The organism is Vibrio sp. OY15, from assembly GCF_000742455.1.
GTDB classification, from domain to species: domain Bacteria; phylum Pseudomonadota; class Gammaproteobacteria; order Enterobacterales; family Vibrionaceae; genus Vibrio; species Vibrio alginolyticus.
In genome coordinates this window covers 19644-44303 of sequence record NZ_JPIL01000010.1, presented here as the reverse complement: position 1 = coordinate 44303, position 24660 = coordinate 19644, and the positions used below count along the sequence as shown (strand labels likewise).

At 46.7% G+C, this 24660-nt stretch carries 24 protein-coding genes; 14 read left to right on the top strand and 10 right to left on the bottom strand.

Translation table 11 applies throughout. The annotated features are described in order from the left end of the window. Positions 1 to 68 precede the first annotated feature (68 nt). The 10 genes from IJ23_RS13935 (at position 69) to glmU (ending at position 8541) form a co-directional block, all read left to right on the top strand. Positions 69 to 458 carry a F0F1 ATP synthase subunit I gene (locus IJ23_RS13935; protein ID WP_005378921.1) on the top strand — a complete coding sequence of 130 codons (390 nt, stop codon included), beginning with the start codon at positions 69 to 71 and terminating at the stop codon, positions 456 to 458. An 8-nt stretch (positions 459 to 466) separates the two neighbouring features. After that, a complete protein-coding gene (gene atpB / locus IJ23_RS13930) occupies positions 467 to 1279 on the top strand; it encodes a F0F1 ATP synthase subunit A (RefSeq protein ID WP_005378922.1) in 813 nt (270 codons plus the stop codon). Between the two features lie 57 nt (positions 1280 to 1336). Continuing rightward, positions 1337 to 1591 (top strand): F0F1 ATP synthase subunit C, encoded by a 255-nt coding sequence (gene atpE / locus IJ23_RS13925; protein ID WP_002540812.1) that lies wholly within the window; start codon positions 1337 to 1339, stop codon positions 1589 to 1591. Between the two features lie 74 nt (positions 1592 to 1665). Then, on the top strand, positions 1666 to 2136 hold the full coding sequence (atpF, locus tag IJ23_RS13920; protein WP_005378929.1) for a F0F1 ATP synthase subunit B: 471 nt from the start codon (positions 1666 to 1668) through the stop codon (positions 2134 to 2136). Positions 2137 to 2150: 14 nt separating this feature from the next. Next, complete coding sequence (gene atpH, locus IJ23_RS13915) at positions 2151 to 2684, top strand: F0F1 ATP synthase subunit delta (RefSeq protein WP_017635596.1); 534 nt, start codon at positions 2151 to 2153, stop codon at positions 2682 to 2684. A 13-nt stretch (positions 2685 to 2697) separates the two neighbouring features. Then, positions 2698 to 4239 carry a F0F1 ATP synthase subunit alpha gene (gene atpA / locus IJ23_RS13910; protein WP_005378931.1) on the top strand — a complete coding sequence of 514 codons (1542 nt, stop codon included), beginning with the start codon at positions 2698 to 2700 and terminating at the stop codon, positions 4237 to 4239. Positions 4240 to 4283: 44 nt separating this feature from the next. Continuing rightward, the gene (atpG, locus tag IJ23_RS13905; protein WP_005378932.1) at positions 4284 to 5150 is read left to right on the top strand and encodes a F0F1 ATP synthase subunit gamma; all 867 of its coding nucleotides are present in this window, start codon (positions 4284 to 4286) and stop codon (positions 5148 to 5150) included. A gap of 35 nt (positions 5151 to 5185) precedes the next feature. Then, a complete protein-coding gene (atpD, locus tag IJ23_RS13900; protein WP_005383849.1) occupies positions 5186 to 6589 on the top strand; it encodes a F0F1 ATP synthase subunit beta in 1404 nt (467 codons plus the stop codon). An 18-nt stretch (positions 6590 to 6607) separates the two neighbouring features. After that, on the top strand, positions 6608 to 7030 hold the full coding sequence (locus IJ23_RS13895) for a F0F1 ATP synthase subunit epsilon (protein WP_005378937.1): 423 nt from the start codon (positions 6608 to 6610) through the stop codon (positions 7028 to 7030). A 149-nt stretch (positions 7031 to 7179) separates the two neighbouring features. Beyond that, positions 7180 to 8541, top strand: coding sequence for a bifunctional UDP-N-acetylglucosamine diphosphorylase/glucosamine-1-phosphate N-acetyltransferase GlmU (glmU, locus tag IJ23_RS13890; protein WP_033906590.1), 1362 nt, complete (start codon positions 7180 to 7182; stop codon positions 8539 to 8541). A gap of 80 nt (positions 8542 to 8621) precedes the next feature. On the opposite strand, the gene IJ23_RS13885 is transcribed toward glmU, so the two are convergent. Then, positions 8622 to 9362, bottom strand: a complete 741-nt coding sequence (locus IJ23_RS13885) for an amino acid ABC transporter permease (protein WP_005383852.1) — start codon at positions 9360 to 9362, stop codon at positions 8622 to 8624. Positions 9363 to 9477: 115 nt separating this feature from the next. Here IJ23_RS13885 and IJ23_RS13880 point away from each other — a divergent pair, with 115 nt between their 5' ends. Next, the gene (locus tag IJ23_RS13880) at positions 9478 to 10254 is read left to right on the top strand and encodes a transporter substrate-binding domain-containing protein (protein ID WP_005378944.1); all 777 of its coding nucleotides are present in this window, start codon (positions 9478 to 9480) and stop codon (positions 10252 to 10254) included. A gap of 44 nt (positions 10255 to 10298) precedes the next feature. Here the strand turns inward: IJ23_RS13880 and punC are convergent, their stop codons facing one another. Then, positions 10299 to 11504, bottom strand: a complete 1206-nt coding sequence (punC, locus tag IJ23_RS13875; protein WP_033906588.1) for a purine nucleoside transporter PunC — start codon at positions 11502 to 11504, stop codon at positions 10299 to 10301. 152 nt (positions 11505 to 11656) lie between these two features. On the opposite strand from punC, the gene punR reads away from it, so the two are divergent. After that, positions 11657 to 12559, top strand: a complete 903-nt coding sequence (punR, locus tag IJ23_RS13870; RefSeq protein ID WP_033906587.1) for a DNA-binding transcriptional activator PunR — start codon at positions 11657 to 11659, stop codon at positions 12557 to 12559. 54 nt (positions 12560 to 12613) lie between these two features. Here the strand turns inward: punR and ilvA are convergent, their stop codons facing one another. The 5 genes from ilvA to ilvG are packed head-to-tail and all read right to left on the bottom strand — an operon-like array spanning position 12614 to position 18912. Next, positions 12614 to 14161 (bottom strand): threonine ammonia-lyase, biosynthetic, encoded by a 1548-nt coding sequence (ilvA, locus tag IJ23_RS13865; protein WP_033906586.1) that lies wholly within the window; start codon positions 14159 to 14161, stop codon positions 12614 to 12616. Positions 14162 to 14163: 2 nt separating this feature from the next. Further along, positions 14164 to 16005, bottom strand: a complete 1842-nt coding sequence (gene ilvD, locus IJ23_RS13860) for a dihydroxy-acid dehydratase (protein ID WP_005383859.1) — start codon at positions 16003 to 16005, stop codon at positions 14164 to 14166. A 13-nt stretch (positions 16006 to 16018) separates the two neighbouring features. Then, positions 16019 to 16957, bottom strand: a complete 939-nt coding sequence (ilvE, locus tag IJ23_RS13855; RefSeq protein WP_033906585.1) for a branched-chain-amino-acid transaminase — start codon at positions 16955 to 16957, stop codon at positions 16019 to 16021. Positions 16958 to 16969: 12 nt separating this feature from the next. After that, positions 16970 to 17254: an acetolactate synthase 2 small subunit gene (gene ilvM, locus IJ23_RS13850; protein ID WP_005378958.1), complete on the bottom strand. Its 285-nt coding sequence runs from the start codon at positions 17252 to 17254 to the stop codon at positions 16970 to 16972. Between the two features lie 11 nt (positions 17255 to 17265). Then, on the bottom strand, positions 17266 to 18912 hold the full coding sequence (gene ilvG, locus IJ23_RS13845; RefSeq protein WP_005378960.1) for an acetolactate synthase 2 catalytic subunit: 1647 nt from the start codon (positions 18910 to 18912) through the stop codon (positions 17266 to 17268). A 465-nt stretch (positions 18913 to 19377) separates the two neighbouring features. Between ilvG and IJ23_RS13840 the strand changes: the two genes are divergently transcribed. Further along, on the top strand, positions 19378 to 20901 hold the full coding sequence (locus IJ23_RS13840; RefSeq protein WP_005383862.1) for a YifB family Mg chelatase-like AAA ATPase: 1524 nt from the start codon (positions 19378 to 19380) through the stop codon (positions 20899 to 20901). Between the two features lie 58 nt (positions 20902 to 20959). On the opposite strand, the gene IJ23_RS13835 is transcribed toward IJ23_RS13840, so the two are convergent. Next, complete coding sequence (locus tag IJ23_RS13835; protein WP_033906584.1) at positions 20960 to 21916, bottom strand: DUF2860 domain-containing protein; 957 nt, start codon at positions 21914 to 21916, stop codon at positions 20960 to 20962. A 149-nt stretch (positions 21917 to 22065) separates the two neighbouring features. Between IJ23_RS13835 and IJ23_RS13830 the strand changes: the two genes are divergently transcribed. After that, entirely contained in the window at positions 22066 to 22944 is an 879-nt protein-coding gene (locus IJ23_RS13830) for an acyltransferase (RefSeq protein ID WP_033906583.1), read from the top strand. 46 nt (positions 22945 to 22990) lie between these two features. Here the strand turns inward: IJ23_RS13830 and IJ23_RS13825 are convergent, their stop codons facing one another. Beyond that, positions 22991 to 23593 carry a thiol:disulfide interchange protein DsbA/DsbL gene (locus IJ23_RS13825; RefSeq protein ID WP_033906582.1) on the bottom strand — a complete coding sequence of 201 codons (603 nt, stop codon included), beginning with the start codon at positions 23591 to 23593 and terminating at the stop codon, positions 22991 to 22993. Positions 23594 to 23627: 34 nt separating this feature from the next. After that, a complete protein-coding gene (locus tag IJ23_RS13820) occupies positions 23628 to 24614 on the bottom strand; it encodes a serine/threonine protein kinase (protein WP_033906597.1) in 987 nt (328 codons plus the stop codon). Positions 24615 to 24660: the final 46 nt, after the last annotated feature.

Below are 24660 nucleotides of genomic sequence, written 5' to 3'. Positions count from 1 at the left end.
ATAATTTTCGCCAATTTCCCAGCACAGAGAGTTAAGTGCGAAGTGGATATTACTAGAGGTACGAATACATGGTAGCTGCGTTAGCTAGACCAGGACGAGAGCTCGCAAGGCAATTGTTAATGATCCAGTCTGGCGCGGTTATTTTTGTGGCAGCAGGAATGGCGGTAGCCATAAATCCTGACTGGGGATTTTCAGCGCTGATTGGCGGAGGCATTTTTGTTGTTGCCAATGCAGTATTCGCGCTGTGTGCTTTCATGTTTAGTGGAGCTCGCGCTGCCAAGCGCATCGCTGCTTCCTTCTATACGGGTGAAGTACTGAAAATTCTCATCACGGTTGCACTGTTCTATGTTGCCTACATGTATATGCAGGTGGAACTTGTTCCCCTCAAACTAACCTATTTGCTGGTACTAGGTATTAATATCTGTGCACCAGTGCTATTCATTAACAACAAAAAATAGGATGAGTTATGGCTGCGCCAGGTGAAGCGCTAACATCGTCCGGTTACATTGCCCACCACCTTTCTAACCTATCGCTATACAAGTTGGGTTTAGTAGGGTCGGAGACAAGTTTCTGGAACGTACATATCGATAGCCTGTTTTTTTCTTGGTTTACTGGTTTAATTTTCCTCGGAATTTTTTACAAAGTAGCAAAGAGAACAACAGCGGGTGTACCGGGTAAGCTTCAGTGTGCTGTAGAAATGATCGTTGAATTTGTCGCCGATAACGTCAAAGACACGTTCCATGGACGCAACCCACTGATCGCGCCTTTAGCACTGACTATCTTTTGTTGGGTATTTTTGATGAACGTGATGGACTTAGTTCCTATCGACTTCTTACCATACCCAGCAGAGCATTGGCTAGGTATTCCTTACCTTAAGGTTGTACCGTCTGCTGATGTGAATATCACCATGGCTATGGCTCTAGGCGTTTTTGCATTGATGATTTACTACAGCATCAAAGTAAAAGGTCTAGGTGGATTCGCAAAAGAACTTGCACTACATCCATTCAATCACCCACTGATGATTCCGTTTAACCTACTAATTGAAGTGGTATCGCTATTAGCGAAACCTCTATCACTTGGTATGCGTCTATTCGGTAACATGTTCGCGGGTGAGGTTGTATTCATTCTTTGTGCGGCAATGCTACCATGGTACTTACAATGGATGGGTTCACTACCGTGGGCAATCTTCCATATCTTGGTTATTACGATTCAAGCCTTCGTATTCATGATGTTGACAATTGTTTACCTGTCAATGGCACACGAAGATCCTGATCATTAATTTTTTTAAAGCTTTTTATTTGGGCACTAAGCCAACAACTATAAATTGGAGATAGTAATGGAAACTTTACTGAGCTTTTCTGCAATCGCCGTAGGTATTATCGTCGGTCTTGCTTCTCTTGGTACAGCGATTGGTTTCGCACTGCTAGGTGGTAAATTCCTAGAAGGTGCTGCACGTCAACCAGAAATGGCTCCTATGCTACAAGTTAAGATGTTCATCATCGCGGGTCTACTTGATGCGGTTCCAATGATCGGTATCGTAATCGCGCTACTATTCACTTTCGCAAACCCATTCGTTGGTCAACTAGGTTAATCACCTTTAACTCGGGACGGGCGATTATCGCTTGTCACTGATTAACACTAAGTCCAAATAGAGGGGTAGCTGTTGTGAACATAAACGCAACTCTGCTAGGTCAAGCAATCTCGTTCGCACTATTTGTGTGGTTCTGCATGAAGTATGTATGGCCACCATTGATGCAAGCGATCGAAGAGCGTCAGAAGAAAATTGCTGATGGTCTTCAAGCAGCAGAACGTGCTGCGAAAGACTTGGATCTAGCACAAGCCAACGCTTCTGATCAATTGAAAGAAGCGAAGCGCACAGCAACTGAGATCATCGAACAAGCGAACAAACGTAAGTCTCAAATTCTTGATGAAGCTCGCGAGGAAGCTCAGGCAGAACGCCAGAAAATCCTAGCGCAAGCAGAAGCAGAACTTGAAGCTGAACGCAATCGTGCACGCGATGAGCTGCGCAAACAAGTTGCTACTCTGGCTGTAGCTGGTGCTGAGAAAATCCTTGAGCGTTCTATCGATAAAGATGCGCAAAAAGATATTCTCGACAACATTACTGCAAAACTTTAAGTCTGGGGGCGCATATGTCTGATTTGACTACTATCGCACGCCCCTATGCTAAAGCAGCCTTCGACTTTGCTTTAGAGAAAGACCAGTTGGACCAATGGGGCCAAATGTTATCTTTTGCTGCTGAAGTGGCCAAAAACGAACAAATGAACGAACTACTAACGGGTTCGGTTTCTGCTGACAAAATGGCAGAAATTTTTGTTGCAGTTTGCGGCGAACAAGTTGATGCGCACGGTCAAAACCTTTTGAAGGTAATGGCTGAGAATGGTCGTTTAGCGGCCCTTCCTGATGTTTGCACGGAGTTTTTTACTCTGAAAAAAGAACATGAGAAAGAAATTGATGTTGAAGTAATTTCAGCAACAGAGCTTTCTGATGAACAACTTGCAAACATTGGCAGCAAACTTGAAAAGCGTCTTGAACGCAAAGTGAAGCTGAATTGCAGTGTAGATGAGACCCTACTTGGTGGGGTTATTATTCGAGCCGGAGACCTAGTCATCGATGACTCAGCGCGTGGTCGTTTGAACCGCCTGAGCGATGCATTGCAGTCTTAATGGGGATTGGAGCATGCAACTTAATTCCACGGAAATTAGCGATCTGATCAAACAACGTATCGAATCTTTCGAAGTTGTTAGTGAAGCTCGCAACGAGGGTACTATCGTATCGGTAAGCGATGGTATCATCCGCATCCACGGCCTAGCGGACGTGATGCAAGGTGAAATGATTGAATTACCGGGTGGCCGTTATGCACTGGCACTTAACCTTGAGCGTGACTCGGTTGGTGCGGTTGTAATGGGCCCATATGCTGACCTTAAGGAAGGCATGAAAGTTACAGGTACTGGCCGCATTCTTGAAGTGCCAGTTGGTCCAGAACTACTAGGCCGCGTAGTAAATACGCTGGGTGAGCCTATCGATGGTAAAGGTCCAATCGAAGCGAAAATGACTTCGCCTGTAGAAGTGATCGCACCAGGTGTAATCGACCGTAAATCGGTAGACCAACCTGTGCAAACTGGTTATAAGTCAGTTGACTCAATGATCCCAATCGGTCGTGGTCAGCGTGAGCTTATCATCGGTGACCGTCAGATTGGTAAAACAGCACTGGCGATCGACGCGATCATCAACCAGAAAGACTCTGGTATTTTCTCTATCTACGTAGCAATCGGTCAGAAAGCATCGACTATCGCTAACGTTGTTCGCAAACTAGAAGAGCACGGCGCACTACAAAATACTATCGTTGTAGTTGCATCAGCTTCTGAATCTGCAGCGCTTCAATACCTAGCGCCTTACGCAGGTTGTGCGATGGGTGAATACTTCCGCGATCGCGGTGAAGACGCACTGATTGTTTACGATGATCTATCTAAGCAAGCGGTAGCTTACCGTCAGATCTCTCTACTACTTAAACGTCCACCAGGCCGTGAGGCATTCCCAGGTGACGTATTCTACTTACACTCGCGTCTACTAGAGCGTGCAGCTCGTGTAAACGAAGAGTACGTAGAGCGTTTCACTAACGGTGAAGTGAAAGGTAAGACTGGTTCTTTGACTGCTCTTCCTATCATCGAAACTCAAGCAGGTGACGTTTCAGCATTCGTACCGACTAACGTAATCTCGATTACCGATGGTCAGATCTTCCTACAAACTGAGCTATTCAACGCTGGTGTTCGTCCTGCTGTTGACCCTGGTATCTCAGTATCTCGTGTAGGTGGTTCAGCTCAGACGAAAATCATCAAGAAACTATCAGGTGGTATCCGTACAGCACTAGCTGCATACCGTGAACTAGCGGCATTTGCTCAGTTCTCTTCTGACCTTGATGACGCAACGAAGAAACAGCTAGACCATGGTCAAAAAGTTACAGAACTAATGAAGCAGAAGCAGTACGCTCCAATGTCTGTATTTGACCAAGCCCTAACTATCTTCGCGGCAGAGCGCGGTTACCTTGATGATGTAGAACTTAACAAAGTTCTAGATTTCGAGGCGGCTCTACTATCGTACGCTCGCGGTCAATACGCTGAACTAGCAGCTGAGATCGACAAGTCTGGCGCTTACAACGATGAAATCGAAGCTCAGTTGAAGAAACTGACTGACGACTTCAAAGCAACCCAAACTTGGTAATTAGGTCGGTGGCAGTTTCTGCCACCAACTAACGGAGAGTAACGATGGCCGGCGCAAAAGAGATACGTAATAAAATCGGTAGTGTTAAAAGCACTCAGAAAATTACGAAAGCGATGGAAATGGTAGCAGCTTCAAAAATGCGTCGTTCTCAAGATGCAATGGAAGCTTCTCGTCCATACGCTGAAACAATGCGTAAAGTGATCGGTCATGTGGCTAACGCAAACCTAGAGTACCGTCATCCGTACCTAGAAGAGCGTGAAGCTAAACGTGTTGGTTACATCATCGTTTCGACAGACCGTGGTCTGTGTGGTGGTTTGAACATTAACGTGTTCAAAAAAGCCGTTACAGACATGCAAGCATGGAGAGAGAAAGGTGCTGAGATTGAGCTAGCCGTTGTTGGCTCAAAAGCAACAGCTTTCTTTAAACATGGTGGCGCAAAAGTTGCGGCACAGGTTTCTGGTCTTGGAGATAATCCAAGCCTACAAGACCTAATCGGCTCTGTTGGCGTAATGCTGAAGAAATACGATGAAGGTGAACTGGACCGTCTATATGTAGTATTCAACAAGTTTGTAAATACTATGGTTCAGCAACCAACGATCGATCAATTGCTACCTTTGCCTAAATCGGACAGCGAAGAGATGCAGCGTGAGCATTCATGGGACTACATCTATGAGCCTGAACCAAAACCTCTACTGGATACGCTATTAGTGCGTTACGTAGAGTCTCAGGTATACCAAGGTGTGGTTGAGAACCTTGCTTGTGAGCAAGCGGCTCGAATGATTGCGATGAAGGCTGCAACGGATAACGCAACCAGTTTGATTGACGATTTGGAACTTGTGTACAACAAAGCCCGTCAGGCTGCGATTACACAAGAACTATCAGAAATCGTTGGTGGTGCAGCTGCGGTTTAAGCTTAGGTAAAACGAAATAGTTTAGAGGATTAACGATGGCTACAGGTAAGATCGTACAGATCATCGGTGCGGTAGTCGACGTAGAGTTCCCACAGAGCAATGTACCTAGTGTATATGACGCTCTAAACGTAACGGACTCAAAAGAGCGTCTAGTTCTTGAAGTTCAACAACAGCTAGGCGGTGGCGTAGTTCGTTGTATCGTAATGGGTAGCTCTGATGGTTTACGTCGTGGAGTAGAAGTGGTTAACACTGGCGCTCCAATTTCAGTACCAGTAGGTACTAAAACTCTAGGTCGTATCATGAACGTCCTAGGTGACGCGATTGACGAGCGTGGTGAAGTGGGTGCGGAAGAGGTTTACTCTATCCACCGTAGTGCACCAAGCTACGAAGAGCAATCAAACGAAATTGCACTTCTAGAAACGGGCGTTAAAGTAATCGACCTAATTTGTCCATTCGCTAAGGGTGGTAAAATCGGTCTATTCGGTGGTGCTGGTGTAGGTAAGACCGTTAACATGATGGAACTTATCAACAACATCGCACTACAGCACTCAGGTCTATCAGTATTTGCTGGTGTTGGTGAGCGTACTCGTGAAGGTAACGATTTCTACTACGAGATGCAGGAAGCGGGCGTTGTAAACGTTGAGAAGCCTGAAGAATCAAAAGTAGCGATGGTTTACGGTCAGATGAACGAGCCACCAGGTAACCGTCTACGTGTTGCACTGACTGGTCTAACAATGGCAGAGCGTTTCCGTGACGAAGGTCGTGACGTACTACTGTTCATTGATAACATCTACCGTTACACACTTGCAGGTACAGAGGTATCAGCACTACTAGGTCGTATGCCTTCTGCGGTAGGTTACCAGCCAACTCTTGCAGAAGAGATGGGTGTACTTCAGGAGCGTATCACGTCAACGAAATCAGGTTCTATCACGTCTGTACAGGCGGTATACGTACCAGCGGATGACTTGACTGACCCGTCTCCAGCAACAACGTTCGCGCACTTGGATGCAACGGTTGTACTTAACCGTAACATCGCTGCAATGGGTCTATACCCTGCGATCGACCCGCTAGATTCAACATCTCGTATGCTTGATCCACTAGTCGTTGGTCAAGATCACTACGAAGTTGCTCGTGGTGTTCAGCAGACTCTTCAGCGCTACAAAGAGCTGAAAGATATCATTGCTATCCTAGGTATGGACGAGCTATCTGAAGAAGATAAGCAAGTTGTATCTCGTGCACGTAAGATTGAGCGTTTCCTAACTCAGCCTTACCACGTAGCAGAAGTATTTACAGGTGACCCTGGTATTTACGTACCTCTAAAAGAGACTCTACGTGGCTTTAAAGGTCTACTAGCTGGTGAATACGACGACATTCCTGAGCAGGCATTTATGTACTGCGGTAGCATCGACGATGCTATTGAGAATGCGAAGAAGCTATAAGGCTAACTAGGAGGCGATATGGCAGCAATAACCTTTCACCTAGACGTAGTAAGCGCTGAGAAGAAAATCTTCTCTGGTCGTGTTGAAACGTTTCAGGTGACCGGTAGCGAAGGTGAACTTGGTATTTTCCATGGTCACACACCGCTGCTGACCGCTATCAAGCCTGGTATGGTGCGTATTGTGAAACAGCACGGCCACGAAGAAATTATTTATGTTTCTGGTGGTATGGTAGAGATTCAGCCTGGTACAGCGACTGTACTAGCTGATACAGCTATCCGTGGTGAAGAGCTAGACGCAGCGAAGGCAGAAGAAGCCAAACGCCGCGCTGAGGAGCAAATCCAGAATCAGCATGGTGACATGGACTTCGCACAAGCGGCCAGTGAACTGGCTAAAGCCATTGCTCAGCTACGAGTTATCGAGCTGACAAAAAAGCGTCGCTAAGCTCAATTAGCAACGTTGCATGAAAAAAGGCGGCCAATTGGTCGCCTTTTTGATTAATTTTAGTTGGAAATTTACCTTACTCCATTAACTATTTTAAAAGAGCTGTTTAAAATAACGGCCAATTAACATAAAACGTCAATAGGTTATCAATGAAATTCAGTGCTGTGATTCTTGCAGCGGGTAAAGGTACCCGTATGCATTCGAACATGCCTAAGGTGCTACACACTTTGGCAGGTAAGCCAATGGCAAAACATGTGATTGATACATGTACAGGTCTAGGTGCACAAAATATCCACTTGGTCTTTGGCCACGGTGGTGATCAAATGCAAACCACTCTTGCAGAAGAGCCTGTAAATTGGGTGCTTCAAGCGGAGCAGTTAGGGACAGGTCATGCGGTTGATCAAGCGTCTCCGAAGTTTGAAGACGATGAAAAAGTACTGGTGCTTTACGGTGATGTTCCACTGATTTCAGCTGAAACGATTGAAAACCTATTAGATGCACAGCCAACAGGCGGTATTGCACTACTAACAGTGATTCTAGATAACCCGACAGGCTACGGTCGTATTATCCGTAAGAATGGTCCTGTTGTGGCGATCGTTGAGCAAAAAGATGCAACAGAAGAACAAAAACAAATTAAAGAGATCAACACTGGCGTGATGGTTGCGACTGGTGGGGATCTTAAGCGTTGGTTGTCTGGCTTAAACAACAACAACGCACAAGGCGAATACTACCTAACTGACGTTATTGCAGCTGCACACGATGAAGGTCGTGCCGTTGAGGCAGTACACCCAGTCAATGCCATTGAGGTGGAAGGGGTCAATGACCGCGCACAGCTTGCTCGTCTAGAGCGTGCTTTCCAGTCAATGCAAGCTCAGAAGCTACTAGAGCAAGGTGTCATGCTACGCGATCCAGCACGCTTTGATTTGCGTGGTGAGTTACAGTGCGGTATGGACTGTGAAATCGACGTGAATGTTATCGTCGAAGGTAAAGTTTCACTGGGTGATAACGTGGTTATCGGTGCGGGTTGTGTACTGAAAGATTGTGAAATCGACGACAACACCATCGTTCGCCCTTACAGTGTGATTGAAGGTGCAACGGTTGGTGAAGAATGTACGGTTGGTCCATTTACTCGCCTTCGTCCTGGTGCTGAAATGCGTAACGATTCCCATGTGGGTAACTTCGTTGAAGTGAAAAATGCGCGCATCGGAGAAGGTTCAAAAGCGAACCACCTAACTTACTTAGGTGATGCAGAGATCGGTCAACGTACTAACATCGGTGCAGGTACTATCACTTGTAACTACGATGGTGCGAACAAGTTTAAAACCATCATCGGTAATGATGTTTTTGTTGGTTCTGATAGCCAGCTAGTGGCGCCTGTCACTATCGCTGATGGCGCAACCATCGGTGCAGGCACGACACTAACAAAAGATGTTGAAGAAGGTGAGTTAGTAATTACTCGCGTCAAAGAGAGCAAAATTACTGGCTGGCAGCGTCCTGTAAAACAAAAATAAGCATTACCTACACTCTGTCTCTATATTGTCAAAGCCGCTCAACAAGAGCGGCTTTGTTGTTTCTAGCTAAGGCTTCATCGCTAGTAGCTAGGAATGGCAATACGTTTTTCGAGCCAACGAACGGCTTGAGATACAAATAGGATGAGCAACAAGTACTCCAAAACGAGGAAGGTATAAATTTCTAGGGGTAAGTACTCATTCACCACCAGCTCATTAGCACGGCGAGTGAGATCGCTTAAACCAATCACACTGACTAAAGAACTCATCTTGAGGATGTAGACGAATTGATTGCCCAGTGGTGGGAGGATTTGTCGAAATGCTTGGGGAAGAATTACCAAGCGCATCTTTTGCCAATAGCTTAAGCCCAAAGATTCAGCCGCTTCATGTTGGCCACGGCTGATAGCTTGTATCCCACCGCGAAACACTTCCGCCATAAACGCACTCTCAGCGATAGTCAGTGCAATAACACCCGCCCAAAAGTGATTGAGTGAGACATCCAATAGTGTAGGCATGCCGTAATACACCCAAAGTAGTAAGACTAAAACTGGCACTGAACGGATCACCTCGACATAAATACGGTTTATCCACTTCAGAGAGGCTGAGTCCGACAGAGCGGGTAACGCAACGATCAGACCCAAGCTCATCGCAAATAACATACTGAGGAGTGATACCTGAATGGTGTCGTTAAACCCAGCGATTAAAAACTTTAGATTGGTGAGCCCTTGATCCGTCGAAGGGTCAAGTACATACCAGCCCCATTGATAATCTGAACAACCAGTGAGTAATAGCAGTGAAAACAGCCATAGAGTTCGAAACGTCACATTTACTCCCTGAATTAACTAAAAAACTTCCTTTGTTGCTGCTATGTTATCAGTAGAGCTCTAATAAAGGTTAATTATTAAACCGTATAAGGTCATTATTTTTAAGGGAATAAAAATGAGAAAGATTTTACTAGTGCTAGGAATGTGTTTGCTTGCTGCGACTCAAGTCGCTCACGCTGAAAGCCGTCTTCAATCCATTTTAGACAATGGCGTACTCCGAGTTGGAACGACGGGAGATTGGAATCCGATGACGATGAAAGACCCTGCGACAAACAGTTATCGTGGCTTCGATATTGATGTAACAACAGAGCTTGCTAAAGATCTTGGTGTAAAAGTGGAGTATGTGCCCACGGATTGGAAGACGCTAGTTAATGGCATTACCGCCAACAAATACGATATTACTGGCAGCGCATCTCTGAACATGTCGCGCGCGAAAGTAGCTGGATACAGCCAGCCGTATTTCTACCTTGCCTTTGTACCTGTGGTGCAAAAGAAAGATCTCGCCAAATTCTCTGATTGGGCGGATTTTAATAAACCAGAAGTAAAAGTCGCGGCGACGTTAGGTACGGTACAAGAAAAAATGGTGAAAGAATTCTTCCCGTCTGCTCAACATATTGTTATTGAAGCGCCAGCGCGCGACTTCCAAGAACTACTAGCTCGCAGGGCCGATGTATCGGTGACGTCCAATGTGGAAGCAGCGACGTTAGTGGACAAGTTTAAACAGTTGGCGATAGTGCCAGTGACCGCACCGCGTAAACCAACCCCAATTGCTATGTTGTTGCCGCAAGACGATCAAGTATGGATTAATTACATCAATCACTGGGTAGAGTTGAAAAAGACTCAAGGCTTTTTTAAGCAGACTGCCAAGAAGTGGGGGTTGAAAAGCTTATAAACAGAAAGAGCCGCATTGCGCGGCTCTTTTTATTATCTGAACGATTAAAGTTCGTCTTCACTCACGACTCGGGCGTTGTCAGGAGTCGTAAAGTGCTTGGATAATTCGCGATTCGACAGAATGTATCCCATCCACAGCCCACCCATACAGATGATGATTGCGATGCCAGTAACCATCTGAGCTTGGCTTGCCATTGCGGCTACCAATGCACTTGAGAAGCTACTTACACAGATTTGCAGGCTGTTTTGCAGACCTGCTGCTGTTGCAGGGCTCTGTTGTGCGCTGGCCAGAGCACGGTTTACCACGATTGGGTACAGCGCGCCGTTAGCAACGGCAATCAAACAGAATGGCGCAAGAATAGGCCAAATCGATGACAGCTCCCACTGTGAAGCAATGAAAATCATTAATGCCGCGACACTAAATAGGCCAATCAGTTGGCGCAGAACCTTTTCATCACCAAATTTTCGAACGCCGACTTTACCTAAGTAGCCACCAGCCATAAACGCGATAGTTTGTGGGATAAAGCTCAAACCAATATCTTTTGCTTCGTAGCCCAGTTGCGCCATGATTTCTGGCATCCCAGTTAGGTAAGCAAAGAACGCAGCTGAAGCCGTCGCAAACATAAACACGTTGCCAAGGTATTTTTTAGAACTCAGTAGCGCTTTGATGTCGGAAGACATACTGGTTTGTTTGATTTCTGCTTTCTCGTCTTTTTGTGCCATGGTCGCAAAGACCAAAAAGACACCAACCAGTGTTAGCGTAATAAAGATACTGTGCCAGCCGAAGTTATCTGCCAACACAACCCCTAATTGAGGTGCTAGTGCTGGTGATAGCGCGACGAGTGGCATGATTGTCGCAAAAATTTGTTGGCTACTGCTTGAGTAGCGTTTAATGACCATAGCCTGCCAGATCACGGCTGGTGCACACACACCGATAGCTTGGATAAAGCGCAGTGTGAGTAGTTGCCATACTTGATCACAGAAAGCCAAACCGAATGACGCGATAGTAAATAGCACCAACCCGGCTGCGAGTGTATTACGATGGCCAAATTTATCGGATGCCAATCCCCACATTAGCTGGCCAATCGCCATACCAACGAGGAATACCGTTAAAGAGAGCGCAATTTGCTCAGGGCCTGTTGCAAAGTCGATTTCCATCGCTTTGAATGCTGGCAGATACATATCGGTAGCAACGAAGCCAAGCATCGATAATGCTGCCAGATAAATGAGCTGTAGTTTTGAGATTTTCATGATTCAACCAGTCAAATTATTTAATCATTTTTTAATCAACATCAGTTGGCGCCAACCCTGATTTATTTACCTTATTATTCTATTTTTCGATTTTGAGAAAATAAAACGCTAAAATTGTTGGTTATCAATCAAATTTTTTGAAAGGTTAAATCATGTTCTCTAAAGCGTCTTTGGAAATGCTGGATACGGTTGCCCGTTTAGGCAGTTTCACCGCTGCGGCTGAGGTATTGCATAAAGTCCCCTCAGCCATCAGCTATGGAGTAAGGCAGGTCGAGCAAGATTTAGATGTGGTGCTGTTTCGACGTTTACCAAGGAAAGTCGAGCTAACTCCAGCGGGTGAACTTTTTATGGCCGAGGCGCGCTCTTTGCTGCGTCAAATGGAAGAGGTGAAAGCACAAACGCGGCGAGCGGCTCAAGGATGGAAAAGCACGTTAAAGCTGACCTTAGATAACGTGGTGAAGTTAGAAAAACTCAAACCTTTGGTGGAAGATTTTTATCGCGAGTTTGAATTTGCTGAATTGCAGATAAATATGGAGGTCTTCAATGGTTCTTGGGAAGCCATAGCACAAGGTCGAGCCGACATTGTCGTTGGCGCGACATCTGCGGTTCCCGTTGGGGGAGATTTTGAAGTCAAAGATATGGGCGTATTAGATTGGGCATTTGTAATGTCACCCGCTCATCCTTGCGTTCGACAACAAGTGCTGACTGAAGAGTTTGTGAGTCAATTTCCGGCGATCTGTCTTGATGATACTTCGAACGTGCTGCCAAAACGCCATACTGGCCATTATCCGCAGCAGCGCCGATTATTATTGCCCAATTGGTATAGTGCGATTGAATGTTTAAAAAATGGGGTGGGCGTGGGTTACATGCCACGTCATATTGCAACACCCTTAATCAATGATGGTGTGCTGGTGGAGAAGGTCATGCCGGATGATAAACCGCGCAGTCACTGCTGCTTAGTATGGCGCAAAGATGATAATCATAAATTGATCCAGTGGATGGTGGACTATCTTGGGTCGCCTAATCAGCTACATAAAGATTGGTTACAGTCATAAAAAACACCTCGCATTAGCGAGGTGTTTTCATTGATATGTTTAAAATGTGGCGTTTTATGACAAGAAAAACTTATACGATGGGTTGTCTGTCTCGTCTTTGCATTGATAGCCAAGTTCACGTAAATGTGCAGAAAACTGAGCTAAATCGCTTTCATCTAACTCGAAACCACATAAAACACGTCCGTAGTCAGCGCCGTGGTTACGGTAGTTGAACAAACTGATATTCCAGTGTGTGCCGAGTGTGCTTAAGAACTTAAGTAGCGCCCCAGGGTACTCTGGGAATTCAAAGCTGTAGAGGCGCTCTTTAAGCGGCTTAGACGGCTTACCACCAATCATGTAGCGCACGTGCAGCTTCGCCATTTCATCATCAGACAGGTCAACCACTGGGTAGCCACCATCACGTAAGTCGTGAATGATATGTTCTAGCTCTTCCTGACCGCCTTGCAAACGCACACCGACAAAGATATTTGCTAATGCGTCATCGTTGTAGCGGTAGTTAAACTCTGTCACGGCACGGCCGCCAATGAGGTTACAGAACTCAAAGAAAGCACCTTGACGCTCAGGGATGGTGACGGCAAGCAGACCTTCACGTTTTTCACCAAGCTCGCAGCGTTCAGAAACATAACGCAGACCGTGGAAGTTGGTGTTTGCGCCAGACAATACCGTACCTAGGCTTTTGTCTTTCAGCTTGTTCTGTTCAGCAAACTTCTTCAGCCCCGCCAGAGCAAGCGCCCCCGAAGGCTCAGCAATGGCGCGAGTGTCTTCAAAGATGTCTTTTACTGCTGCGCAGATTTCATCGCTAGAGACTGCAATATGGCCATCAATGTACTTTTGGCATAGACGAAACGTCTCTTCACCAATGCGTTTTACTGCAACGCCATCGGCAAACATGCTGACCTGGTCTAATACTACTGGTTCACCTGCATCCAATGCCGCTTTGAGGCATGAAGAATCTTCTGGCTCGACCGCAATCACTTTGATTTCTGGCATGAGCTGCTTCACGAGTACCGCAACACCGGCAGCCAAACCGCCACCACCGACAGGGACGAAGATGTAATCAAGGTGACCATTTTGCTGCAGCATTTCCATGCCGATGGTGCCTTGACCTGCAATCACCAGTGGGTGATCGAAAGGAGGGACAAATGTGTACCCATGCAGATCAGAAAGGCGTTCCGCTTCCGCTTTTGCCTCATCAAAGTTGCTGCCGTGCAGCACTACATTGCCACCGAAGCCACGTACCGCATCGACTTTGATGTCTGGTGTGGTTTTAGGCATCACGATGGTGGTTTTGATGCCTAGCTTAGTACCAGAGAGCGCCATGCCTTGAGCGTGGTTACCTGCCGATGCTGCAATGACACCAGCGGCTTTCTGCGCTTCAGATAAACTCGCCACCATGTTGTATGCACCGCGCAATTTGAACGAGTGTACGGGTTGGCGATCTTCACGCTTGATCTGCACGTTATTCCCGATACGTGCAGATAAACGAGGCATTTCTTGCAGTGGCGTCACTGTTGCTACTTCATAAACAGGTGCGCGAAGGATTTGGCGCAGATAATCTGCGCCAGTTTGGTTCACTTGTTTTTCGGGTTGAGCTTCCATCATTGCTAGCCCTCTAGCTTCGACTTGTCTCGTACTGCACCCTTGTCAGCACTGGTTGCCATACTCGCGTACGCTTTGAGTGCAAATGAAACTTCACGTTGGCGGTCAACTGGTTTCCAGCCTAGTTCGTCTTGTTTTGCACGGCGCTCAGCAAGTTCTTGTTCAGACACTTGGAGTGAAATTGAACGGTTTGGAATATCAATTGCGATCATATCACCTTCTTTTACCAGACCAATTGCACCGCCGTTTGCTGCTTCAGGAGAGGCGTGGCCGATAGAAAGACCTGATGTGCCGCCAGAGAAACGGCCGTCAGTCAGAAGTGCACACTCTTTGCCAAGGCCCATCGATTTTAGATAAGTGGTTGGGTAAAGCATTTCTTGCATGCCCGGACCACCTTTAGGGCCTTCGTAACGGATAACAACCACGTCGCCTGCTTTTACTTTGCCGCCTAAGATGCCTTCTACGGCGTCTTCTTGGCTTTCGAAAACTACGGCTGGGCCAGTGAATTTATGAATGCTCTCATCCACACCAGCAGTCTTAACGATACAACCATCTAATGCGATGTTGCCTGATAGAACGGCTAGGCCACCTTCTTGGCTAAAGGCATGATCGATAGTACGAATACAACCTTCCGCACGGTCGTCATCAAGGCGATCCCAGCGGCAATCTTGTGAGAACGCTTGAGTAGTACGAATACCCGCGGGACCTGCGCGGTAGAACTTAAGTACTTCTTCGTCTTCAGTTTGGATGATGTCGTATTTCGCCAGCTGCTCTTTCATCGAAAGGCCAAGCACGGTGCGCGCATCATTGTGTAGAAGACCTGCACGATCTAACTCACCAAGAATTGCCATGACGCCACCAGCGCGGTGTACGTCTTCCATGTGATATTTCTGGGTAGATGGTGCCACTTTACATAGGTGTGGTACTTGGCGTGATAGGCGATCGATATCTTCCATATCGAAATCCACTTCACCTTCTTGCGCTGCAGCCAACAGGTGCAAAATGGTGTTGGTTGAGCCACCCATTGCAATATCCAGTGCCATCGCATTTTCGAACGCATCAAACGTAGCGATGTTGCGTGGCAGTGCTGATTCGTCATCTTGCTCGTAGTAACGACGAGTCAGTTCAACGATGCGACGACCTGCATTAAGGAACAGCTGTTCACGGTCTGCGTGCGTTGCCAGCATAGAACCGTTACCTGGTTGAGAAAGACCCAGTGCTTCAGTTAGACAGTTCATTGAGTTTGCAGTGAACATGCCTGAACACGATCCACACGTTGGACATGCGCTGCGTTCGATCTGCTCGCTTTGCTCATCAGACACTTTTGGATCTGCGCCTTGGATCATCGCATCTACAAGGTCTAGTTTGATGATCTGATCAGAAAGCTTGGTTTTACCCGCTTCCATTGGACCACCAGAAACAAAGATAACCGGGATGTTAAGACGCATAGATGCCATCAACATTCCTGGAGTGATTTTGTCACAGTTAGAGATACATACCATGGCATCGGCACAGTGCGCGTTGACCATGTATTCTACTGAGTCTGCGATCAGTTCGCGTGAAGGCAGTGAGTACAGCATGCCGCCGTGACCCATTGCGATGCCATCATCAACCGCGATGGTGTTGAATTCTTTCGCAATACCGCCAGCTTTTTCGATTTCGCGTGCTACAAGCTGACCCATGTCTTTCAGGTGTACGTGACCCGGAACAAATTGAGTAAACGAGTTTACAACGGCGATGATTGGTTTACCGAAGTCTTCTTCTTTCACACCCGTTGCACGCCACAGTGCTCGTGCACCCGCCATGTTACGACCATGTGTGGTGGTAGCTGATCTATATTTTGGCATTTCCTAATCCTTCTTACTTCTGTTCTGGGTACACATAGTCTAACCAGCCCCACTTATCTTCCGTGGTGCCGTCAAATAGGCCAAAGTAGGCTGCTTGTAGTTCTTTAGTGATAGGGCCGCGCTTACCAGTGCCCACTTCAATCTTGTCGATGGTTGCCACTGGTACAATCTCAGCCGCAGTACCTGTCATGAAGACTTCATCGGCAAGGTAAAGGGCTTCACGAGCAATGTTCGCTTCACGTACTTCGTAGCCTTTATCGCGTGCAATTGTCATGATCGAGTCACGAGTGATGCCCGGTAGAATCGCGCTAGTTGCTGGTGGTGTGGTGATTACGCCATCTTTGATAACGAAGATGTTTTCACCAGCCCCTTCCGATAGGTAACCATCTACGCTTAGCGCAATACCTTCGTCGTAACCGTGACGACGGGCTTCACCACCAACCAGTAGTGAAGATAGGTAGTTACCGCCTGCTTTAGCCGCAGTTGGGATGGTGTTTGGCGCAGCGCGGTTCCAGCTTGAAATCATCGCGTCGACACCTTTTTCTAGCGCTTCTTCGCCTAAGTAAGAGCCCCAAGGAAATGCTGCAATGATTAGATCCATCTCAGTGCCAACTGGTGGACATACGCCTAAGCCAACATTACCGACAAAACCCAATGGACGAATGTAAGCGCTGTCGAGTTTGTTTTGGCGCAGTGTTTCGCGGGTCGCTTCCATGATTTCTTCTACTGTGTATGGAATCGGAAAGCGGTAAATCTTGGCAGAATCTTTTAGACGTTGTGCATGCTCACGGTGACGGAAGACAATTGGGCCTTTTGGTGTGTTGTAACAGCGCACGCCTTCAAACACGGATGTGCCATAGTGCATTGCGTGAGTCAGAACGTGAACGTTCGCCTCTGCCCATGGAACCATCTCACCATTAAACCAAATGAAATCTGCAGTTTTCGTTGCCATTTGTTGCCTTCCTTATGCACTTACGTGTTGTTGTAAGTTGTGATTTGGCAGTTCATCGTTGCGGATTTTTAGCACCTCAACCTTACGAACGTCCCACAACTTCTCTATTTGATTGATCAAAAACGAGATTGGTCGATCGCTGTCGACGATGATCTCGACGCTGGCTACTTTGCTTTCGTGGTTTTGCGTAGCAGCGACTTGTTTGATCACGAAGCCTCGGTGACGAATCACACGTAGAACGCGCTCCAACAGTACCGGTTTGTCATCGGCTTTGATGTCGAGTAAATATCTGTCCATGCGATTGTCTCCTATGTATTTTCCAACATATCACTGTTTGATGCGCCAGGTGGCACCAATGGCCACACGTTTTCTTCTTCATCAATCAAAACGTGAAGCATGTAAGAAGTTTCACTCGCTAGCATCTCTTTGAGAGCAGGTTCGACTTCTTCTTTCTTGGTGATGGTTTTGCCCGGGATATCGAACGCTTTTGCTAACATCACGAAATCTGGGTTGTCATCAAGAATGGTTTCACTGTGGCGACCGTCAAAGAACAATGACTGCCATTGGCGAACCATGCCAAGACGTTGGTTATTAAGAAGGACAATCTTCACTGGAATCTGCCGACGCTTCAGCGTGCCCAATTCCTGAACGTTCATCATAAATGAACCGTCACCTGTAATAAGGATAGACTGATCATCAGGACGTGCGACTGCAGCGCCCATCGCTGCTGGCAAGCCAAAGCCCATGGTGCCAAGGCCAGCAGAAGTGATAAAATTTTGTGGTTCGCGTGGCTGGATATGTTGCGCTGCCCACATCTGATGCTGACCGACGTCAGTCGAGACAATTGAGCTATCTGGCATCATGTCAGACAGTTGTTTAAGCAATAGCGGTGCGTAGATTAACTCGCCTGGGTGGTCGTAACGCCACTTAAAGCCGCTGCGCAGACTTTCACTGTGATGAACCCACGGTGAGATATCTTGAGTCAGCTCTAGCTGAGGAAGAATGGTGTTGATGTCGCCACGTAATGGTGCGTTGGCGTGGCGCAGTTTATGAATCTCCGCAGCATCAATGTCGATGTGAATCACTTTCGCATTTGGTGCAAACGTATCGAGCTTACCCGTCACACGGTCATCAAAACGCGCGCCAACCACGATCAATAGATCGGCTTCTTGAACCACTAGGTTGGCGGCTTTGGTGCCATGCATACCCAACATACCAAGATAGTGAGGATCATGGCGTTCAATGGTACCGAGGCCTTTTAATGTGCTAACTGCAGGCATTGGGTTTAAGCGAAGAAATTCGCGTACTGCATCGGTTGCTTTCGCAAGTTGCACGCCACCACCAACATACAACACTGGGCGAGTAGATGCTGCCAGCACATCTTGCGCACGTTTGATATCTTCAGCGCTGACATCTTCGATTGCTGGCGCTATGTATGGAGGAAGAAGGTCTGTAGGTGCTTGAGCGAGTTGAACGTCTTTGGCGATATCGACAATGACAGGACCCGGACGACCGGTTTTTGCGACCTCAAAGGCTTCGGCAAGTGTCGGAGCTAGATCTTCAATTTCGGTCACGAGATAGCTGTGCTTAGTACAGGCTAGGGACATTCCGATCACATCCATTTCTTGGAATGCATCGGTACCGATATGAGAGCTAGCTACCTGGCCTGTGATGGCAACTAGAGGTACGGAGTCAAGGAAAGCGTCGGCAAGGCCGGTAACAAGGTTAGTGGCTCCTGGGCCGGAAGTTGCCATGCACACAGCAACGTCTTGAGTGGAACGAGCCATCCCGATAGCAGCCATAGCGGCCCCTTGCTCGTGACGGCATAGGATGTGTTCCACCCCACCGTCATACAAAGCATCATAGATTGGCATGATGGCCCCGCCGGGGTAGCCAAAAACGGTTTCGATGCCTTGCTGTCTTAAAGCGGCTACGACAAGTTGTGCACCAGTCATCGTAAACCTCCTTTGCTACGTTGTGGCTCGTAGCGATTGCCATATTTATTGCACTTCATGTGCACTCCCATTCTTCCCGTTAAACTGTCCGAGGGTTAGACAGATGACAACTTGTAGTTGTAAAAAAACCCCCGGACTTTTCAGTGCGGGGGTTTTTTGTAATTTGTGGTTACCTTTCGCCCACAATACCCCGCGCGGTGCCAATAATGACCACGATAATCAGGGCTAGCAGTGCGTTGATATGAGCGAAAAGGTTCATCTGTCTGTCGTTCTTTTTTCGTTAAAAAATGTTGTGTAATGTTCTACGAAATTGTTTGCGTCATTAGTGGTATCACACAATTCCGCTGCATGACAAGCAAAAAGTCATTCTTTTTTCACATTAACTCTCAATTGGGACGCGGTATATAACATAACCAACTAGATAAAACATTTGTTTACAGAGTGTTCAAAAAAATTGAGGAACGTATGGGGCTGGCAATCATTCATAGTCGAGCAAGCGTCGGGGTGCAAGCGCCATCGGTTAGTGTAGAAGTTCATATCAGCAACGGCATGCCAGGGTTTACCTTAGTAGGCTTGCCAGAGACAACGGTAAAAGAGTCCAAAGATCGCGTACGCAGTGCGATCATTAATTCTAACTTTCAATTTCCTGCTAAGCGGATCACCGTGAACTTGGCTCCGGCAGATCTACCCAAGGAGGGAGGGCGTTTTGATCTTCCTATTGCATTGGGGATTTTGGCCGCTTCGGAGCAAATCGCGACAGATAAGCTCAAAAACTACGAATTTGTTGGTGAGTTAGCACTATCTGGTGGTCTGAGACCTGTAAAAGGTGTGCTGCCTGCTGCGCTGGAAGCCAGTAAGATTCAACGTCATTTGGTCGTCCCACATGTGAATGGCGATCAGGCGGCGCTAGTGGGGAAGGAACAACATAAATCGGCCCAATCATTACTGGAAGTATGTGCCGAGCTTTGTGGTCAACATCGACTGAATCTTTTTCAAACGCCTAAGCGAAAAACGATCGAAAAACATGGTCGAGACTTACAAGATATTATTGGCCAACAACAAGGTAAGCGAGCACTGGAGATTGCTGCCGCTGGAAACCACAACTTACTTTTCCTTGGCCCGCCAGGTACTGGAAAAACGATGTTGGCTTCGCGTTTGTGTGACTTATTACCGGAAATGAGTGACGAAGAAGCAATGGAAACCGCTTCGGTGGCATCGTTGACTCAGAGTGAAATTAATGAGCATAACTGGAAGTCGCGTCCGTTTCGTTCTCCGCATCATTCAAGTTCAATGGCGGCATTAGTCGGCGGTGGTTCGGTACCCAGACCAGGGGAGATCTCTTTAGCCCACAACGGGTTATTGTTTCTCGATGAAATGCCCGAATTTGATCGTAAAGTTCTGGACTCGTTACGCGAACCGCTCGAATCTGGCGAGATCATTATCTCTCGAGCGCAAGGTAAAACACGCTTTCCGGCTCGTTTCCAATTAGTTGGAGCATTGAACCCAAGCCCGACAGGATATTACGAAGGCAATCAAGCGCGCACCAATCCACAAGCTATTTTGCGCTACCTTGGTCGATTATCTGGACCACTGTTAGATCGCTTTGATATGTCTTTAGAAATCCCAGCTTTGCCCAAAGGGACATTAGCAGAAGGAGGTGATCGCGGTGAGCCGACTGCTATCGTAAAAGCGCGTGTGAGCCATGCGCGTAACAATATGCTAAACCGCAGTGGTAAGGTCAATGCACTGCTAGGTAGTCGAGAAATTGAGGCGTTTTGTCCCTTGCATAAGAGTGATGCTGAGTTTCTTGAGACCGCTTTGCATCGTTTAGGACTCTCGATTCGTGCGTATCATCGTATTATCAAAGTGGCGCGAACAATCGCCGATCTGGATGGGGCGGAGCAAATTGAACGAACGCACTTGGCTGAAGCACTTGGGTATCGAGCGATGGACCGTTTGCTGAAACAGCTTACGGCGCAAGCGGTATAGAGACATGCAAAATGTCATCGCAACAAGTGTTGTGAGCGCCTTGTTGCGATGAAGGACGTTAGAAGGTGTAGTTGAGACCAAGCGACAATAGGTACTCTTTCTCCTCATAAAACGTGATATTCGAGTCAGTTTGGCTATAGCCGGCTAAAGAAATGAACGACCAGTCTTGCCAGTCAAATACGTTTTGATATTCGTAGGCCGCAAATAGGCTAATGGTGTCGTCATTTCGTGTTTTAGCAAAAGTTTGGCTAGCGGCTTGATAGTCTCTCCATGCATAACCCGCGGTAAGGGCCAATCGATGGCGGTTGATAAATTTAAACCAGCTAATGTCCAATCCGTACGAATCAAATGACTCCGCTTTACCGTCGGCATCTTGATTGATGTAGGTGAAAGCGGGTTGCAACATAGACGTTTGGTTGAGTGGAATGCGATAGTCGCCTTTGACATAGTAAAGGTTAGCATCGCGAGCAAGTGAGTGGTCTGTCACTTCCTCCTGCTCGATGTCTTTATCAGCATAAGCAAGATCAAGGTTGAAGTTCTTATCAATTAACCCTTTGATCTGAAAGCGATACGCATTGCCGTCAACATCCGTCTCTTTACGTGCGGTTCCTACTTGATAAGGGTTGCGCCAAGTTTCGCCTTTGAGTACCGTCGGCAGATAGGAAACATCGATCACGGTGCCAGATTGTAGCTCGTGTTGATAGCCCAACTGAAAAGCGAGTGTACCTACGGCGACATCTGAGCGTGTGGTACCGGCGTAAACTTGGTGGTTGAGTCGGCTACCAAAGGTGTATGTCACACTCCCTAGCGGTGCAGCGATAACGGAACTGTCACTATCGGCACGCTTATCGAGAGAATCGATGGTGTTACTATTTTCTGTATTGAAATTGGATTCTGATGATATGAATCCGGCATTCAGCGAAATTTCACCGCCAAAACCCGCGGTTTCAGCGAGTTGAGCCTGAGCAGAACTGACGACAAAGGCCAAAGGCAAGAGAAGTAGCCTTGGTTTCATTCGTTATCTCCTTGTTGTCGAATGAATGGTGCACATATTGGTTGCGGTAACAAATCTGACCATTTCCACGCATGTTCCAATGTGGCAAAGGCGCAGTATAATTACACGCTGTTTTATTCTTCACACATTATCACTGTTGTTTGACTATCATGTTGGCATATTTGTTATTTTTTTTTAACGCTTCTTTTGTGATTCTCAATTCTGCGGTTTGTTCACTCGCAATTTGTGTTATCGCTGTATTTAAAATATTGCTTCCTGGCGTAAAGCTAAAAGCACTAGCGACCGTTTGTGCCAATAAGGTGATGTGGTTATGGGCTACCGTTAATGCGTGCATTCTGGCGGTATCTAACCGTGTTGAGTGGGATGTTCAGGGCGGTGAAGCGCTTAAAAAAGACGGGTGGTATCTGCTGATCAGTAACCATCTCAGTTGGACAGATATTGTTGTGCTTTGCTGCGTGTTTAAAGACCGTATTCCCATGCCGAAGTTTTTCCTCAAGCAACAACTGCTGTATGTGCCTTTCATCGGGATGGCGTGTTGGGCGCTCGATATGCCATTTATGCGTCGCTATTCGCGAGAGTATCTGATCCGCAACCCTCATAAGCGAGGTAAAGATTTAGAGACGACACGTCGCTCGTGCGCTAAATTCAAACACACTCCAACCACAGTGGTTAACTATGTCGAAGGAACCCGATTTACCGAAGAAAAGCAGCGTAAGAGTAAAGCAAACTATCAATATTTGCTGCAACCAAAGTCGGGCGGGATTGCGTACACGTTAGCGGCGATGGGGGAGCAGTTCGAGAGCATTATCGACGTTACGTTGGCGTACCCAGAAAATACGCATAAACCGTTCAAGGATTTATTGATGGGCCGCATGAGCAAGGTGGTTGTGCGTGTAAATGTGTTACCCGTTGATGAAAGAGTGCTTGGTGATTACTTCAACGATAAGCCCTATAAGCGACAATTTCAGCAATGGTTGGGGGATGTGTGGCAAGAAAAAGATCGGTTGCTACAAGAGATTTACAAATAAACAAAAGGGGAGCGACGTGTTCCCCTTTTGATTGATATCGATGTGCTTATTTTAGTGTCAGCAAGTAGTTCACCAGAGAGAAGTACTCATCCATCGTTTTGATGCTTTGTGCTTGAACTAGGTATTTGTTGTTAACGATAACCGCAGGAACGCCGGTTAGACCGCTGTTTTCAAATTGCTTGTCCATACGGCGAACCATTGAATCAACCGCGAAGCCTTTGAATGCAGAATCGAATTTTTTCGCATCTACACCTTCATCAAGGAAGATTTGACGAAGTTCTTCATCATTACGTGGTGCTTTCTTTAGATTGTGGATGCGGTTAAACATCACTGGCACCATTTTGTCTTCCACTTTTAGTGCAACCATGGTCGCGTAGGCTTTGCTCATTGATGGGCCCATGTTGCCACCCATGAAAGAAACGTGGTTTTTTAATAGCTTAGTACCTTCTGGCAACTGCTTTTTCAGTTGCTGGATAACTGGTTCAAAGCTATTACAGTGCGGGCAGTAGAAAGAGAAAAACTCCGTCACAAGAGGTTTTTTTGATGCCTCAAGATCCAATACTTTGTAATGTTCACCTTCTTTGAATTGCGCTGCATGTGCCGACAGGCTTAATATCAGCATAGAAAACAGTGCGAACAGTTTTTTCATCGAAATATCTCCATTTTTGAATTTTTGGCCTGACTTACCATTGAGGCATTAAAGACAGCGGTGCTTCTTCTAAAGCGGCGATCTGCTCTTTAAATGCAAGGACCTGACCTTCCCAGTATTTTGGCTCATTAAACCATGGAAAAGCGAGAGGAAATGCAGGGTCATGCCAACGTTTTGCTAGCCATGCCATATAGTGCACCATTCGTAGACCGCGAAGTGGCTCGATTAGTTTCAATTCTGCAGGATTAAAGTCGCAAAACTCTTGGTAAGCCTCTAAAACAATATCCAACTGCATCAGTTTGTCTTGGCGTTCACCGTTCAATAGCATCCATAAGTCTTGTACTGCAGGGCCGTTACGAGCGTCATCCAAATCAACAAACATAGGGCCATCTCGCCACAAAATATTGCCTGGGTGGCAATCGCCATGCAAACGAATGATATTGAAGCCTTCTTGCCAGTGGCTTTCAATTGATTTGATCAGCATATCCAAGTCATTGAAGAAGCTGTTCTCCAAGTGCATTGGAATCATATTGGCGTTTTGCAGAATCTCTCTTGGTTGATACAGGTATTCTTGTAAGCCGATCGTAGGGCGATCTTGGAAGGCTTGGCGGCTGCCGACTTTATGGATTCGGCCAAGGAAACGCCCTACACCTTCGAGCTGATCTAAATTGTCAACCTCGTATTGGCGACCACCCACGCTATCAAACAGCGCAAAAGCATAGCCTTGATAGTGATGCAGGGTTTCACCGTTGATGCGCACAGGTGGTGCGATGGGGATCTCATTGCCAATCAGCTCTAAAGTAAAGTTGTGCTCCTCTTGGATCTGTTCATTGCTCCAACGTTCAGGACGGTAAAACTTGACGACATAACGACGACGCTCTTCGTCAGTAAATTGATAAACACGGTTTTCGTAGCTATTGAGGGGAAGAAAGCCTGATTCTGCGCGAACGCCGATGCTTTCTAACGCGTACCACATAAAGTCTGGGGTAAGGGCGTCAAAGTTAAACATACTTTGGGACATATAAACAAAAAGGCTCATTACTGAGCCTTTTTCCATTAGTCATCGA